Here is a 15,166-nt window from a genome sequence, read left to right as displayed (position 1 = left end):
GCGGAAATTACTCGACCAACCAAACACACGCCTCGCCAGAAAGGGACGAGGCTCCAATGGCATGGCGGTCACGCTCAAAGAGGGCGCGATTGTTCCAGACTGTTTCCGGTCGCCGTCTGGAAACCTAACGATACAAAATCCTTTCACTCGCCTGTCGGCGCATCGCGCAGACCGCCGACAGTTTTGTGTTTCTCCATATTTCCGCGGTACACGCAGAAACGAGCCGTCACATCTTTCCCGGCGCCTGCGCAGGCTTTCATTGAAGCGTTGTGGCAGCTTTACCGGAGTCACTGTTGAGGACTCCATGAACCGCTTTTATCTGCTCTTCGGCACGACGGTCGCCCTCGTCGCCAGTGCCTGGACCGTTTCCGGACTTGCCCAGGATGCAGGGCCGAGACCGCCGATCGGCCTCTTCGGCGCGGCGCCGCCCCCTGCGCCTCCGGGCGGTGCGATGCTTCCGCCCTTGCCGCCTCCTTTCCCGCCGCCCGGTCCCATGGCCGGGGTCGAGTTCGACGACATCGACGACTTCGGTCCGCCGCCGCCACCGCCGCCCCCGCCAGGAATGCCAGGCCACGGCCCGCGGCCAGGCCGCCAGCCGGCCGACATGTGTCTCGACAGAATGGCCGCAAAGGCCGCTCTCGTCGCCTACACCAAGGCCCGTCTCAACCTGACGTCCGAGCAGCTCGGCGCCTGGCAGGAGGTCGAAACGGTCCTTGGCGGCGCCCGTCAGGACGAACGCGCCGCTTGCGCCAAGCCTCTCCCGAATCCCGAACAGGTCGACGCCCTGCAGCGCAACGAAGGTTTGCGCACCAGATTGGCCTCGCAGCTCGACCGTCTCAACAAGCTGGATGGGCCCATGCACAAGCTCGTCGCCCTGCTGTCGCCGGAACAGCGCCAGGTGCTGGATCGCCTTCCGCCTTTGCCCTTCTAAGGCAGTAAACCGCCTGGCGTCTCCTTCCCCCTTGAAGGACCAGGCGAAGGACCACGCTGAAGCACGCCTCTGTCCACCCCGCTCTCCCCACGGACAAGCAGGCTTCAGCGTGGTCTATCTTTTTCCGATCTCGATTGGCACGTCACGTCCATCGCCCGACAGCAGGCTCGCCGACCGGCCAGCCGGCGTCTGCGACGCTTCTACCTTCCGCTTGCCTCGGCAGCTCGGCCCTTGGTTTCGGCGGCTGCCGGCGCGCTGATGAAGACGTCCATCTGCTGGCCGACATAGGCCGGGATCTTCCCGTTCGGGAAGCTGTAGACGACCTGGAGGACGCGCGTATCCGTCCGCTCCGTGCTCGAGCCCGTGAGCGACTTCTTGGGACGGACATACGGTTCGACGTACTCGAACGTCAGGTCGACGGTGAGATCGCTGTTGCCGCGGATGGAGGCCCGCGCCGGCCGCCCCCGCTCGAAGCGCCAGGCGTCGTTTTCGTCGATGTCGATACGCACCGCCAACCGATCGACATTCCCGACCATCGCCAATACCGTATCGTTGACGCTGGCCGCGGCGTAAGCGCCGGGCAGAGCGTTGAGTTCCAGCACTTCGCCGTCGATCGGCGAGCGCACGACCCGGCGCTCGAGATCGGTCCGCGATTCCTCGACCTGGGCCTGGGCGTTGGCCAGATCGGCTTTCGCCTGGGCCAGTTTGCTTTCGTAGATCGCAACGTTGGCGCGCCGCTTCGAGAACTCCTCCGCGCTCAGGGCGCGCTTGTCCACCAGCGTCTCGGCGGTCTTGAGCTGAACGCGGTAATCGGCGAGGGCCGCTTCCGCTTCCTGGATCTTGGCCTCGTAGAGCGGGATGTTCGCCTCTCGCGCCTTGAGCTCGGCGAGCTTGTCGCGGCCCTCGATCCGAAACAGCGGTGCGCCCGCCGACACGTGGGCGCCGACCTGCACGAAGACCTTGTCGATGATCCCTCCCACCGGCGTCGATATCTCGATATTCCGTCCCAGCGCCTCCACCAGTCCCGCTCCGGCGATATAGGAGCTGTATGTGGCGGCCGGCGGATGGCCTGAAACCTCGGCAGCGGCCGATGGCTGGCTGCCCTTGCTCGCCACCGCGAGCGCCGCGGCCACGCCGCCGACCGCCAACATGGGAAGCCCAACCTTGAGAAAGAACGGGAAGATCTTCATGGCAGATTGCTCCGTGCATCCGCGACAGCCGGCTGCCCGGCTGCGGACTGGGTGATCACGCCGTCGCTCATTTCGATGATCCGGTCGGCGTATTTGAGAATCCGATTGTCGTGGGTGACGATGACCAGGGCGCGGTTCTCCTGCAGCGCCACCTCGCGCAACAGATGGAGCACCGTGTCGCCGGTCCTGGCATCGAGTGCGCTCGTGGGCTCGTCGCACACCACGATCCGCGGGCTGTGCACCAGCGCGCGGGCAATCGCCACGCGCTGCTGCTGGCCGCCTGACAGTTCCGACGGCAGCGCCTCCGCGCGCGTACCGAGCCCCAGTCGCTCCAGGATCTCGGCGGCCCGTCGCCGGGCGACCGTGCGGCCGACGCCATTCAGCAGCAACGGGACCGAGACATTGTCGGCCAGCGTCAGCGTCGGGATCAGATTGAAGGCCTGGAAGACGAAGCCGACAGCCTTCCGCCGCAGCAACACCTTGTCGGCCGCCGTCAGCGTCTTCAGATCCTGGCCGAGTACCCGGCACAGACCCGCATCGTGATCCAGCACGGCAGCGATGATCGAGATCAGAGTGGTCTTGCCGCAGCCCGAGGGCCCGACCAGCATCACCATCTCGCCATAGCCGATATCGAGATCGAGCCCGCGCAAGGCCGGCACGCGCGCCTCCCCCGCCCCGAAGGACTTGGTCAGGCCGCGGCATTGCACGGCCACCTCCTGCGAACCGCCGGGCATCGCGGTCATCCGCGGAAGACCGCCGCCGGCTCCAGCCGCCGCACCGGGCGCGAGCTGAGCACCGCGGTGCCGAGCGACAGCAGCAGGATCGCAAACGCTGCCCCGCCGACGATCCAGTAATTGAGGTTGAAGGCGATGGTATTGCCCTGCACCACGACGCCGAAGAAAGTCACGACGCCGATTCCCACGCCGAAGCCGATCGCGCCGGCGGAAAGCATCTGCAGGGCGATCATGGCGAACAGCAATCGGCTGCTGGCGCCCATTGCCTTCAGCACGCCGAAATACCGGAGATGGTCGAGGGTGAAATTGTAGAAGGTCTGCGCCGCGATGCTGCCGCCAATCAGGAAGCTGATCAGCGCCGACGTGCCGAAATTGAGGAAGATGCCGGTGCGAAACAGGAAGTAGTTGGAGCTCATGGCGCTGAACTCCGCCTTGGTATAGGCAGCGAGACCCGTGTAGCGCCGTATGTCGTGCACGACCTTCGCCGCATCGACGCCCGGCTGCAGCTTGACCAGGATGAAGGACAGCAGCTTGCGGTCGGACGACTTGAAGAACTTCACCCGGTTGTAGGTCGTGTAGATGATCGGCTGCGACTGGACATTGGGCGCACCGCCATGCAGGCCGACGATCGAGGCGCGCAGGTCGTTCAGCTCCATGGTGGAACCGACACCGAGCGGCGCCCGCTGCTCGCCGGTGGCAGTCTGCGCCAGAACACCTCGGGCGCTGACCGCGTCGACGATCACGCCGTCGCTCAGTCTCAGGTCGGTGATGCGGCCTTCGACCATCTTGGCCGGTCCGCCGATGAAGGTCGCGTCGTCGATGCCGTAGAAGATGCAGTTGCGGAAGTTGCCATCCGGAAGTCGTGCCTGGATCGACCCCGAGAAGAAGGGCACCGCCCATTCCACACCGGCGATGCCCTTGACACGGTAGAGCTGAGCATCCTGCAGCGGCTTGGAGTCGTCGGAATATTGGACGTTCGGGTCCATGACCCACAGATCGACCGAGGGAATGTCATCGATCAACGCCGTGGCTCGCGACAGCATGCCGAGGAAGATCGCCGGCTGCTGCGCCATCATCAGCGCGGTGAAGGAAAGCGCGGCGATGATGCCAAGATACTTGCCGCGTTCGTTGATCAGCATTGTGAGGGCGAGCCGGAACATGACGATCCTCGTGGCCTGGCAACCGGTCTAGTAGCGGGTCCGCAGGTGCGGTCCTGTGTGGGTGTCGACGATCTCGGGGCGCGAACTGTCGACGGGACGGTTCCAGCCGCCGCCCAATGCCTTGCACAGCGAGATGTAGCTGGTGGCGGCCGACACCTGCGTCTGCAGGAGACTGTCGCGGGCCGTGTAGAGCGAGCGCTCGGCATCGAGCACATCGAGGAAACTCTGACCGCCTGCCGTATAGAGTGCCCGCGAGAGCTCGTAGGCATCGGCATAGGAACGGCTCGAGGCCGTGAGCTTGTCCAGGCGCCTGCGGTCCTGGGCGAGCGACACCAGCGCATTCTCGACATCCTCGAGGGCGGTGAGGACGGTCGATCGCAGGGCCACGAAGTACTGGTCGCGCTGGGCCTCGGCGACCTCGACTTCGGCTCGCAACTGGCCGCCGTTGAACAGCGGCAGGCTGAGGCTGGGACCGATCGCGAAGCCGATCGAGGAGGACTTGGCCAGCTCGCCAAGCTGAAGACCTGTCGTCGAGATGTTCCCGGTCAGGCTGACGCTGGGATAGAGGGCGGCCTCCGCCTTGCCGATCTTGGCCGTCGCCTCGGCAAGCTGGCGCTCCGCCTTGCGCACGTCGGGGCGCGACTGAAGGATGTCGGCCGGAACCCCGGCGCGGGGCGATGCTGGCGGGACCGGGATCGCCGCCTTGGCCGAGAGCCTGGAGACGAGCGCCTCCGGTCCGTCGCCCAGAAGCACGCCCAGCCGGTGAACGGCTTCGCTGTAGGACGCATCGAGGGACGCGACGTCCGCCTCGGCCGAATAGGTCTGGCCCTCGGCCTTGGCGGCATCGGCGGCGGAAGTAGTGCCGGCCTCGAACTTCCGTCGCGCCAGCACGGCGGTATCGCGATAGGCCTCGGCGGTCTGGCGGGCCAACGCCGCACGCGCCGCGTAGCCCCGTGCCTGCACATAGTACTTGGCGACATCGCCGATCAGCGTCAGCAGCGTGTCGTTCAGATCCTCCTGCGCCGCCTGCAGGCTGTAGGTGGCGGCTTCGGCACTGCGATAGTTGGCGCCGAAGATGTCGAGCTCCCAGCTCGCGTCGAACCCGCCCTGGAACAGCGAATAGTTGGACGCGGCGGCGCTCTGGTTGGCTCCCGAAACCGCCTGCGTTCCGCCCGAACTGCCTTGCGTCGACACCATCGTGCCGCTGGCGCTTCGATTGGCGGTCGCTGACGCGGTCGCTTCCAGGGTGGGCGCCAGCGCGCCGAACTTCTCCCGCCTCGTCGCCCGCGCCTCGCGGATCTTCGCCTTGGCGCTGGCAACGTCCAGGTTCTTCCGCACCGCCTCTTCGATCAGTTCGCTCAAGGTGGCATCGCCGAACGAGGTCCACCAATCCGCGAGCTGCGCCGGTTGCGGGCCGGCACTCTTGGCCGCATTGGCCCACGACGCCGGAACGGCCATGTCGGGCGTCTTGTAATCCGGTCCGACCGCGCATCCCACCAGCGCGGCGCACAACCACACTGCCGAAAACGCTGATCCGAAACGCCCGATAGAACTCATGGACCGGATATAGTTGATTCCGGCGCAGCTTCGCTCACCGATCCCGTCGCATTGTTGTAGCGCCGCGTTTCCGTCGGCTCGCCAGAAACATAGGGAAACACAAAAGACCGGCTCCCTCCGACGGCGATCGGATGTAGAACTATGCCGATGTCTCGTTCCCCCCATATCCTGATCGTTGAGGACGATCGGGAGATCCGCACGATGGTCTCGCGATTCCTCCAGAAGAACGGCTTTCGCGTCTCTGTCGCCGAGGACGCCCGGGCCATGGACCGGGTTCTCGAAGCGGCGGCGATCGATCTGCTGGTCCTCGATCTCATGCTGCCGGGCGAGGACGGCCTCAGCATCTGCCGCCGCCTGCGTGCCAGCTCCTCCATTCCGGTCATCATGCTGACCGCCAGCGGCGATCCGGTGGCGCGCGTGGTCGGCCTCGAGATGGGCGCGGACGATTACGTTCCCAAGCCCTTCGACCCGCATGAGCTGCTCGCGCGCGTCAAGGCCGTCCTCCGGCGCGTCAGCGCCTTTCCGGCCGCGAAGGAGGAAGTGCGGGACAGGCTGCAATTCGCTGGCTGGCGACTCGATCCCGTCGCCCGCGAGCTCAAGAACCCGGAAGACGTGCGAGTCACCCTTACCAGCGCCGAGTTCGACCTGCTGCTGGCCTTCTGCCGCCATCCCCGTCGCACGCTGACGCGCGACCAGCTGCTCGATCTCTCGCAGGGGCGCGCCGGCGCCCCACTCGATCGCAGCATCGACATTCTGGTGAGCCGCATTCGTCGCAAGATCGAAAGCAACCCACGCGATCCGGCCTTCATCAAGACGGTCCGCAGCGGCGGCTACATCTTCACCCCCGAGGTGACCACTGAATGAGCGCCTGGCGGCAGCTCCTTCGCCTCGATCGCGTGACGACCCAGATTGCGCTGGTCGTGTTCGTCGGCGGTTTCGTCTCCTCCATCGCCATCGGCTTCGTCCTCTTCTTCTTCCGGCCGGATCGCGAGCCACCCGAGGTCCATCGCATCGCGGATGAACTCGGTTCGATCGTCCGTGTGCTGGACGGCATGCCCCAGGCAGATCGGATGCGCGCAGCGGCGCTCTATCGGAGACCCGACTTCTCGCTCGAGCTGGACGGCAAGGCGGCATCCGGATCCCCGGCCGAGCTTGACGAGCTCTGGACGGCCTCGCTTGCCCGTGTGCTCCCGAAGGACGTTTCCGTCGTCTCTGTCGGTCATCCGGAAGGCGCCCGCGTGCAGATCCTCCTGCGGCTGGGTGACGGGCAATCCGTCCTGCTGCGCGCGGGCCCCGACAGGCCATCCATTGGGTCGCTGCCCCCGCCCCTCCCACCCCTGGGCGTGTCGCTGATGGTGATGGTCGCGCTGACGGTCGCCTTGTCGATCTGGGCGGTGCTGCGGATCGTGACGCCGCTGGCCCGTTTCGCAACGGCGGTCGAACAGTTCGGATTGAAGGGCGAAGGCGGACCATTGCGCGAGGAAGGCGCCGCCGAGGTCCGCAAGGCGACGAACGCCTTCAACAACATGCGCGAGCGCATCCAGCGCCTGATCGAAGATCGCACCCGCACGATGATCGCGATCAGTCACGACCTGCGAACGCCGCTGACGCGGCTGCGCCTGCGGGCGGAGGACATTGTCGAACCGGGCATCAAGGATGGCATGCTGCGCGACATGGACCTCATGGAGACCTCGATCGCCGGCGCGGTGTCCTACCTGCGCGACGGAGGGTTCCAGGAGGGGACGGAAATGGCCGATCTGCCGTCGCTCCTCGAGACCATCTGCGACCAGTTCTCCGATGCGGGCTTCTCCGTTCGCTACGAGGGGCCGGAGCGCCTCGCCGCCCGCGTCAGGCCGCAGGCGATCGCGCGGGCCGTGACCAATCTGGTGGAGAACGGAACGAAATTCGGCTCCCACGTGGCGGTGCGGCTGAGCCTGCATGGCGCTTCGGTGCAGATCGACGTCGAGGACGACGGCCCCGGCATTCCCGATTCCGAGAAGAGTGCCGTCCTGCAACCTTTCTACCGATCGGACACCGCCCGAGACTCTGTCGCCGGATTTGGCCTGGGCCTGGCGATCGCGGCCGACGTTGCCCGGCTGCATGACGGTACGCTCACGCTGCATGACAGGCTGCCGCGAGGCCTTCGCGCCTGCCTTCGGATTCCGCTCGCCGCCAGATAGACCGCGGTCACACGGCCCTGACGGCAAGCTCCGAGAACGAGAAGCACGCAGGCAGGCGACGCTTGTGTTTCCAGAGGTTTCTGCGCACCGCGCCGAAACGAAGAGCTACAACTTCCATGGCCTCGCAACCTCGACAGCAGAAGACCGGTTCCCGATATTCGGCCTCGTCGTCGGACGAGGAGGACATGAGTCACCATCACACTTTCCATCTGATCATCGTGTCGGCCTTCACTCTGATGGCCCTCTTTCTGCTCGTGGCACGGCCTGCCTACGACTCGCTGCGACCGCTCCTTGCCGGGCCACCGGTGTCCGAGATCGACTCGTGATCGAACAGGAGACGGGGACCACAATTTCGCCGTCCGGCAGGCGAATTGACGGCGCAAACCGGCCGCACGATTGACCTCTTTGATGGCGCTCGGAGCCGGTCGAGGGTCCCGGCGTTTTCGGACCGACGCCTCAACCTTTCGCGAGGTGGGCCCGATGGCGCGGCAATGCGGCCACGGGCGGACTACATGATGCAGATCAACAACAGCGTTCTTCGACTGCACGAAAATTGGATGCGAGCCGCAATCGCCCGGTCCGCTGCCCGGTCAGCAACAGCTCGCCAATAGAGGAGTCGCAATCATGTTCGGCGGTTTCATCCTGACGATCGTGGGCATCATTTCGACGTTGGTCTGGGCGCGTGAAATCGCCAAGGGATATCGCGCCTACCGGTTCGTCAAACCGTCAACCCTCGCCTATCTGCGGCGGGAGGGATCGGCAATGTTCGGCCTTTGCGTCGGGCTGTGCGGGCTTTGCCTTGCCACGAGCGTTCTTATTGCCGTGTGGGGCGCGGTGGGACATCTGCCGATCCGCTAGGCCGGACACGGCACGATTGTGTTTCCAGATGTTTCTCGCCTGCTTCCGGAAATAAGGCGCTACACATCGCCCCGCCTCTCGCCCCCGAGCTCCTGCCATACTGCCCCATCTGCCGGGACGGGCGATACCGTCTCGACCGCCCGCATCAGAACAGAGGCCGAACCGATGGCAGCTCATCCTGTCGATCTCCATGTTGGACAGAAGATACGGGAGCGCCGCCTCTCGCTAAGCATGACTCTCAGGAACGTCGCGGAGGCACTCGGCCTGACCTTCCAGCAGATCCAGAAATACGAATCCGGTGCCAATCGCATCGGCTCGAGTCGCCTCTACGACTTTGCCCGGGTGCTCGACGTCCCCATTGCTTATTTCTTCGACGGCATGCCCAGTGGCGGCCGCCGGAGTAGCCGCATCGAGGGACTCGGCGATGCCGTGACGCCTTTTGCCAACGGCAAGGATCCGCTGGCCAGCCGCGAGACGCGGGATCTCGTGACAGCCTACTATCGGATTCGCGAAGTGCGGCTGCGCAAGCGGGTTTACGAGCTGCTGCGGACCGCCGGTGCCGTCAGCCACGCCGACGCCGTTGCCAAGGGACGGCGCGGAGTCGACGGGCGCAATCGCTGATCCGGCCAGCCTGATCCGGGCCGGCCACGACTATCGGGACGCCGCGCCATGCTTCCTCGACAGCGCCAGCGTCAACCAGACGTTCCAGCCGCCGGCCCGGTTCTCGATGTCGAATTCCTTGTAGCCGCGCAGATTGAGCTCGAACTGGACCGGACCAAGCACGAAGCCATGTCCGATCTGTGGGCCGACGGCACTGACCTTCGACTGGAACGGTCCGGCCAGGGCGCCGGGCCCGCTGTCCGGACTCAGCTGATTGTAGAAATAGCCGACCGCCCCCAGATAGAAATTCTCCGTGAGCGAGTAGGAGGCGGCCCAGTCCACGTGACCATCGATGCCGCTCTGGTACTGGGTCGTAGGATTCATGAAATTGTAGGTCAGGCCGGCCACCACCGAGAATTCGAGGCCGGACGGGCTGAGGAAGGTGTAGCCGAGGCCGGCGTCGATCGCCCAGTGGCCGATGCCGAGACTGACGATGCGATTGGGGTCGTACTGGCCGGCCGGCACATTGACCATCGTGTAGGTCATGAAATTGTGCGGGCCGACCGCCCACTTCAGCTCCGCTTCCGGATAGATGTCGCCGATGCCGGTCATGCTGTCGTAGGCGGTCGAGGATTCGCTGTATCCCTCCGGTCCCGACAGCATGCTCCAGACCGTCGTGCCGGTATGGCCGAAGGTGAAAGTCGCGCCCAGAAACAGGCGGCCGTTCAGAACGGGATCGGCAAAGGTGTAGCCCGTGCCGACGAAGACATACTGTTCCGGCGTTTCGGCCGTGGCCGACAGGGTGAAGCCGTCACCGATGCCGCGCGTCGCCCCGGAAGTCACCTGCCGCTGATAATAATTCAAGACCAGCAAAGGCCCCGGATCTGCCGGCACGGCGGCGAAGCTGGCAATCTCGCCAGGAATCCACATGCTGGCGCCGGCTTCATCGGCCCGCGCTTCCTTCACGCCATCCCATACGACAGGTTGTAGAATCAGTGCGGCGACCGCCCCCGCCTTCCGCAACGATGTCCCGGCGCACTCTTCCACGGTATCGATCCCAGTAGGCGCTCGCCCGCCGCGAAGGACGGTCAGTCCATGATGTGATAGCCACCGTCGATATAGAGAGTCTCGCCGGTGATCAACCGCGTGGCGTCGTGGGCGAGGAAAGCGGTGGCGACGCCGACATCGTCGATGCTGACGAGGCTGTGCACGGGCGCCTTCTCCTTGGCCTTGTCGAGCAGATCGTCGAATTCCGGAATGCCCGAAGCCGCGCGCGTCGCCAGAGGCCCCGGAGAGATGGCGTGGACGCGAATGCCCTTGGGACCGAGTTCGGCCGCGAGATAGCGCACCGCGCTTTCGAGCGCTGCCTTGGCGACACCCATGATGTTGTAGTTCTTCACCACCATCTGGCTGCCGTAGTAGGTCATCGTGAACAGCGAGCCGCCGCTCGTCATCAAGGGCTCGGCCAGATGCGCCATGCGGATGAACGTCCAGCACGACACGTCCATGGTGGTGAGGAAACCCTCCCGCTCCACGTCGGTGACGCGGCCGCGCAGCGCCTCCTTGGGCGAATAGGCAATGGAGTGCACGACGAAATCGAGCTTTCCCCATTCCTGCCCGATACGCTCGAACACGGCCTCCATCTGACCAGGTATCTGGACATCGAGGGGCATGAAAATCGGCGCCTCGAGCCGATCGGCGAGCGGCTGGACGTGGGGCTTCGCCCTGTCGTTGAGATAGGTGACGGCCACCTCGGCTCCGAAGGCGCGGAAAGCCCGGGCACATCCCCAGGCGATCGAGTGCTCGTTGGCGATGCCGACCACCAGCCCGCGCTTGCCCTCGAGGAACCTGGCTTTGACGTCCGGTATGGTTGGAGCAGCCATTGCCTCTACACTCCCGGGATCGTTTGTACGGGGACGACTATTCCTCGCAGAGCTCCAGCGACAGCAGGTCGACCAGGACGCGCGCATCCTCGAGCGCTGCGGCATCGCCTGACGTGATGGCGACCCGCGCCTGCCGGAGGACAGTGTCGATGCGACCGGCCTGGATGTGATGCCGCATGTCGTGCGCCGTATCGCTGATCCTGGCAATGCGAGCGACGCTCTCCGCCAGCGTTGTCGACAGGTTTGTGGAACCCGACTGCATCGGCATCTCGTTCTCCTTGGTGACGTTTGTCTAGGCGAGCGGGGAGTCGGGGACGTTGATGCAGGTCAATTCAGACGATGACCGGAAGATTACCCTGCCGTTGCACTGGCCCTACAACCGTTCGAGACATCGATCATGAGAAAGCTCTCTGACGTCATCCTGGAGCAGCGTCCGCTCATCCTGCGCGGCAACGCATCGGTCGCCGACGCCGCTCGGCAGATGCGGGACCGTAGCGCCGGCTCCGTCGTCGTCGTCGACGATGCCGGACGCTTGAGCGGGATCTTTACCGGGCGTGATGCCGTGGCCCGGGTGCTCGCCGAGGGGCGCGATCCCACCGCGACCAAACTCAGCGACGTGATGACGCCCGCGCCGGCGACGATGTCGCCCGACCAGACAGCCGTCGATGCCCTCCGGTTGATGTGGGACGGCGGCTTCCGGCATCTGCCCCTGGTCAAGGACGGCAAGATCCTGGGCGTCGTGTCGCGCGGCGACTTCAAAGGGCTCGAAGTCGACCGCCACGAGGAGGAGCGCGAACTCTGGGAGCATATGCGCTAGCGAGCTGTCCCGCTGAGAGCGGGAATGTTTTTCAGGTATAAATTATCGATTGTCGTAAAGTTATTTTTGAGATATCAAGGCTTCGTCATTTGCGGAGCCAAACCATGTCACAGCGACGGATCAAGACACTCAGCCACCGCCTGTCCCTTCTTTGCGGCGGCTTGATCCTCATGATCCCCGTGGTCTGCATCCTCTACTGGGGGATGAGCAGCACCGAGGCGATCAGCCGGCAGTTCCTCGGCGAGCCGGGTGCGATCCTGCAGCTCAGCGGGGCACAGCGGCGCATGGCCGTCGTGCTGACGGCCATCGCCGTCGTCCCGCTGGGCCTGGCCCTCGCCTCCCTGCGCCAGCTTCTGCGCCTCTATGCCGAGGGGACCATCTTCGACGCGCAGAACGTGGCCGCCATCGGCAAGATCGGAAAGTGGCTGGTATGGTTCGGCGTCGCGCAGTTCGTCGATGCCACGCTGATCCCGCTGGTCCTGACCTTGAGCAATCCGCCCGGCCATCGGATCCTGTCGATCACCCTCTCGATGGGAGTCATCGAGGCCGTTCTGCTCGGCGCGGTCATGCTGGTCATTGCCCATGTCATGGACGAGGCGCGGATCATCGCCGACGAACAGGCGCAAACCGTCTGAGGCCGGGCCATGCCGATCATCGTGCGCCTCGACGTGATGCTCGCCCGACGCAAGGTCCGTTCGATCGAACTGGCCCAAGCCATCGGGATCAGCGAAACCAACATCTCCCTGCTCAAGTCGGGGAAGGTCAAGGCGATCCGCTTTTCGACCCTGGAAGCGATCTGCCGCTATCTCCAGTGCCAGCCGGGCGACCTGCTCGAATACGAGCCTGAGGAAGCGAGCAGCGAGCGTCCGGCAAGATCCGAGACTGTCGCTTCGGGCTGAAGCGACGTCCTGCCGCTTCGGTGGCGAATCGCCGGTGATGACGGAAGACCATCGTCCTGTACGATGGTCTGGCGAAGGATGCGAAGAGAGGAACCGGAATGCCCCTGTCGCGCCGCCAGGCACTTGCCGTCATCGGCTCGACGATCGCTACGGTCGGCGGCAGCGGTGCGCCGCAGGCTCAGACCGCCGCCGACGATGCCTTGACGCAGAACAATGAGGCATGGCGGCTCGGACCGCGGATCGTCGTCTACGTCGCACGGCGCATCCGCACCATGGAGCCCGACCAGCCCGAAGCGACTGCGGTCGCGGTGTCCGGCAATCGTATCGTGGCCGTCGGCAGCGAGGCCGACGTGATCGCCGCCCTCGGCGAACGGCCGCACGACGTGGATCGCCGCTTCGCCGACAAGGTGATGGTGCCGGGCTTCGTCGAGCATCATGTCCATCCGCTGCTCGGCGCATCGACCATGGTCGCCGATGCTGTGATCGCGATCGAGGATTGGGTGCTGCCGACGCGCACCTGGTCGGCTGCCGCTGACGCTGCGGCCTATTGGCAAGCGTTGCGCACTGCCTTTGCCGCCAACACGACAGCGCCGGCCACCTTTATGACCTGGGGATATCATCACGAGTTCCACGGTCCGATGTCGCGAGCCGCCCTCGACGGCTTCAGCCCGGACCGGCCTTTGGTGGTGTGGCACCGCTCCTGCCACGAGCTGTTCCTCAATTCGCCGGCGCTCTCGAAATATGGCCTGACCGCCGCGACCGTGCGCGGGCACGGTCTGGCCAGCGAGCAAGTCGATTTCGAGAACGGGCACTTCTACGAAAAGGGCCTGACCCTCGTGGCCGCCGCCCTGCTCAAGGACATCTTCACACCGGAGAAGATGCGCACCGGCCTCGACCTGTTCCGGCGCTACCTGCACGGCAAGGGGATCACCACCATTTGCGAACCGGGCACGCAGATGATACGGCCGCTGCACGAGCTCTACGGCGAGGTGCTGTCGGCGGAGGACGTTCCGTTCCGCACCTACTTCATTCCCGACGGCCGCGCCCTCTACGATCAGGCCAAGGCCGCCGGCACGCTCGATCAGCTCGTGCCCAGCACCGAATCCTATCTGAGCTGGGGGCGGGGCAAGGTGCGATGGCTGCCCAAGCAGGTGAAGCTGTTTTCCGATGGCGCGGTATTCTCCCTGCTGATGCAGGTCAAGGATCCCTACCTCGATGGCCACAAGGGCCAGTGGCTGGCGCTGCCCGATGATTATCGCGATGCCGTGCGCCGCTACTGGAACCGGGGCTATCAGATCCACACGCATGTGAATGGCGACGCGGGTCTCGAGACCGTGCTTGGCGCGCTCGAGGAACGCCTGGCGGCGGCCCCGCGCAACGATCATCGCTTCACCATCGTGCATTTCGCCGTCTCGACCGAGGATCAGGTGCAACGCATCGGCCGCGCCCAGGCCATGGTGAGCGCCAATCCCTATTACGTGACCGCCCTCGCCGACCGCTTCAGCGAGGTGGGGCTGGGGCCCGAGCGCGCCAACAACATGGTGCGGCTGGCCTCCGTGCTGCGCGAACGCCCGCATCTGTCGCTGCACTCCGACATGCCAATGGCGGCGGCCGACCCGCTGATGCTTGCCTGGGCTGCGGCCACACGCACGACGGCGTCGGGACGCGTGGCGGCGCCGGATCAGCGCATCTCGCTGGAACAGGCGCTGCGCGGCGTGACGATCGACTCGGCCTTCACGATCCGCCTGGAGAACGAGATCGGCAGCATCCGCCCCGGCAAGATCGCCGACTTCACGATCCTCGACGACGATCCCCTGGAGATCGAGCCTTCCAAGGTGCGCCAGATCGGCGTCTGGGGCGTGGTATTCGACGGCACCGTTCGCCCCGTCGAGCGGCCGCCGCAGCAACACGGCGCAGGAGAGGCTCCCATCCGCTTCGGCGCGTTCGACAAGCCGGCCCCATCGCGCCGGCCGGCGCAAGCCCTTTCCTGCACATCGGTCGGCGTCGGATCTTCCTCGACCGCACAGCAGGTCTGCGGCTGCCAGTCGTCGTCGACCCAACTGTCAACCGCCTGTGCCTGCGGCGGTGTCATGGCCCATGCGCTGGCGGAGCATTACGCCTCGATGGCCTGACCTCGATAGCTCGACAGGGCAACTTCCGCTCGGCTGCCACCGCTGCAACCGTTCTGAAGCAAGTTGATGCACATCAAGGTCGCGCGGCCCTGCACGGACGATTGTACGGCCACTTCCTCGGCGAACGTCGTCGATGCGAACAACCACGGTGTGGCACTCGATCGAGCACCACCTGTTCGACCGACGTGCCGGGAACCAACGGCATTCGCAGCGATGGCGTCGCCT

At 65.3% G+C, this 15,166-nt stretch carries 17 protein-coding genes; 10 read left to right on the top strand and 7 right to left on the bottom strand.

The window, feature by feature from the left end:
* Positions 1–304 precede the first annotated feature (304 nt).
* The gene (locus B5D62_RS24380; RefSeq protein WP_085936661.1) at positions 305–931 is read left to right on the top strand and encodes a Spy/CpxP family protein refolding chaperone; all 627 of its coding nucleotides are present in this window, start codon (positions 305–307) and stop codon (positions 929–931) included.
* A 200-nt stretch (positions 932–1,131) separates the two neighbouring features.
* On the opposite strand, the gene B5D62_RS24375 is transcribed toward B5D62_RS24380, so the two are convergent.
* The 4 genes from B5D62_RS24375 to B5D62_RS24360 are packed head-to-tail and all read right to left on the bottom strand — an operon-like array spanning position 1,132 to position 5,572.
* Positions 1,132–2,121 carry an efflux RND transporter periplasmic adaptor subunit gene (locus B5D62_RS24375; RefSeq protein WP_085936660.1) on the bottom strand — a complete coding sequence of 330 codons (990 nt, stop codon included), beginning with the start codon at positions 2,119–2,121 and terminating at the stop codon, positions 1,132–1,134.
* The gene (locus B5D62_RS24370; RefSeq protein WP_085936659.1) at positions 2,118–2,855 is read right to left on the bottom strand and encodes an ABC transporter ATP-binding protein; all 738 of its coding nucleotides are present in this window, start codon (positions 2,853–2,855) and stop codon (positions 2,118–2,120) included. Before B5D62_RS24370 ends, B5D62_RS24375 begins: the two co-directional genes overlap by 4 nt.
* Positions 2,856–2,860: 5 nt before the next feature.
* Complete coding sequence (locus tag B5D62_RS24365; protein WP_085936658.1) at positions 2,861–4,015, bottom strand: ABC transporter permease; 1,155 nt, start codon at positions 4,013–4,015, stop codon at positions 2,861–2,863.
* A 27-nt stretch (positions 4,016–4,042) separates the two neighbouring features.
* Positions 4,043–5,572 (bottom strand): efflux transporter outer membrane subunit, encoded by a 1,530-nt coding sequence (locus B5D62_RS24360; protein ID WP_085936657.1) that lies wholly within the window; start codon positions 5,570–5,572, stop codon positions 4,043–4,045.
* Positions 5,573–5,713: 141 nt separating this feature from the next.
* Between B5D62_RS24360 and B5D62_RS24355 the strand changes: the two genes are divergently transcribed.
* The 5 genes from B5D62_RS24355 to B5D62_RS24335 all read left to right on the top strand — a co-directional run bounded on the left by B5D62_RS24355 (position 5,714) and on the right by B5D62_RS24335 (position 9,231).
* The gene (locus tag B5D62_RS24355; protein ID WP_085936656.1) at positions 5,714–6,436 is read left to right on the top strand and encodes a response regulator; all 723 of its coding nucleotides are present in this window, start codon (positions 5,714–5,716) and stop codon (positions 6,434–6,436) included.
* Positions 6,433–7,752, top strand: coding sequence for an ATP-binding protein (locus B5D62_RS24350; RefSeq protein ID WP_085936655.1), 1,320 nt, complete (start codon positions 6,433–6,435; stop codon positions 7,750–7,752). The genes B5D62_RS24355 and B5D62_RS24350 overlap by 4 nt, the downstream gene beginning before the upstream one ends.
* 185 nt (positions 7,753–7,937) lie before the next feature.
* Complete coding sequence (locus B5D62_RS33505; protein ID WP_170921108.1) at positions 7,938–8,078, top strand: hypothetical protein; 141 nt, start codon at positions 7,938–7,940, stop codon at positions 8,076–8,078.
* 298 nt (positions 8,079–8,376) lie between these two features.
* The gene (locus tag B5D62_RS24340; protein ID WP_085936653.1) at positions 8,377–8,610 is read left to right on the top strand and encodes a hypothetical protein; all 234 of its coding nucleotides are present in this window, start codon (positions 8,377–8,379) and stop codon (positions 8,608–8,610) included.
* 165 nt (positions 8,611–8,775) lie between these two features.
* On the top strand, positions 8,776–9,231 hold the full coding sequence (locus B5D62_RS24335; RefSeq protein ID WP_085936652.1) for a helix-turn-helix domain-containing protein: 456 nt from the start codon (positions 8,776–8,778) through the stop codon (positions 9,229–9,231).
* A 30-nt stretch (positions 9,232–9,261) separates the two neighbouring features.
* Here B5D62_RS24335 and B5D62_RS24330 read toward each other — a convergent pair whose 3' ends face one another.
* The 3 genes from B5D62_RS24330 to B5D62_RS24320 form a co-directional block, all read right to left on the bottom strand.
* Complete coding sequence (locus B5D62_RS24330) at positions 9,262–10,176, bottom strand: SphA family protein (RefSeq protein WP_085936651.1); 915 nt, start codon at positions 10,174–10,176, stop codon at positions 9,262–9,264.
* 122 nt (positions 10,177–10,298) lie between these two features.
* Entirely contained in the window at positions 10,299–11,093 is a 795-nt protein-coding gene (fabI, locus tag B5D62_RS24325) for an enoyl-ACP reductase FabI (protein ID WP_085936650.1), read from the bottom strand.
* A gap of 37 nt (positions 11,094–11,130) precedes the next feature.
* Positions 11,131–11,361 carry a hypothetical protein gene (locus B5D62_RS24320; RefSeq protein ID WP_085936649.1) on the bottom strand — a complete coding sequence of 77 codons (231 nt, stop codon included), beginning with the start codon at positions 11,359–11,361 and terminating at the stop codon, positions 11,131–11,133.
* A gap of 129 nt (positions 11,362–11,490) precedes the next feature.
* Between B5D62_RS24320 and B5D62_RS24315 the strand changes: the two genes are divergently transcribed.
* The 4 genes from B5D62_RS24315 to B5D62_RS24300 all read left to right on the top strand — a co-directional run bounded on the left by B5D62_RS24315 (position 11,491) and on the right by B5D62_RS24300 (position 14,941).
* Positions 11,491–11,910 (top strand): CBS domain-containing protein, encoded by a 420-nt coding sequence (locus B5D62_RS24315; protein ID WP_085936648.1) that lies wholly within the window; start codon positions 11,491–11,493, stop codon positions 11,908–11,910.
* A gap of 104 nt (positions 11,911–12,014) precedes the next feature.
* Complete coding sequence (locus B5D62_RS24310; protein ID WP_085936647.1) at positions 12,015–12,545, top strand: DUF2975 domain-containing protein; 531 nt, start codon at positions 12,015–12,017, stop codon at positions 12,543–12,545.
* A 9-nt stretch (positions 12,546–12,554) separates the two neighbouring features.
* Positions 12,555–12,809, top strand: coding sequence for a helix-turn-helix domain-containing protein (locus B5D62_RS24305; protein WP_085936646.1), 255 nt, complete (start codon positions 12,555–12,557; stop codon positions 12,807–12,809).
* 98 nt (positions 12,810–12,907) lie between these two features.
* Entirely contained in the window at positions 12,908–14,941 is a 2,034-nt protein-coding gene (locus B5D62_RS24300) for an amidohydrolase (RefSeq protein ID WP_085936645.1), read from the top strand.
* Positions 14,942–15,166: the final 225 nt, after the last annotated feature.

The organism is Enhydrobacter aerosaccus (assembly GCF_900167455.1).
GTDB lineage: Bacteria > Pseudomonadota > Alphaproteobacteria > Reyranellales > Reyranellaceae > Reyranella > Reyranella aerosaccus.
The sequence above is the reverse complement of the archived record's forward strand: the minus strand, read 5'-3'. Positions and strand labels throughout refer to the sequence as shown.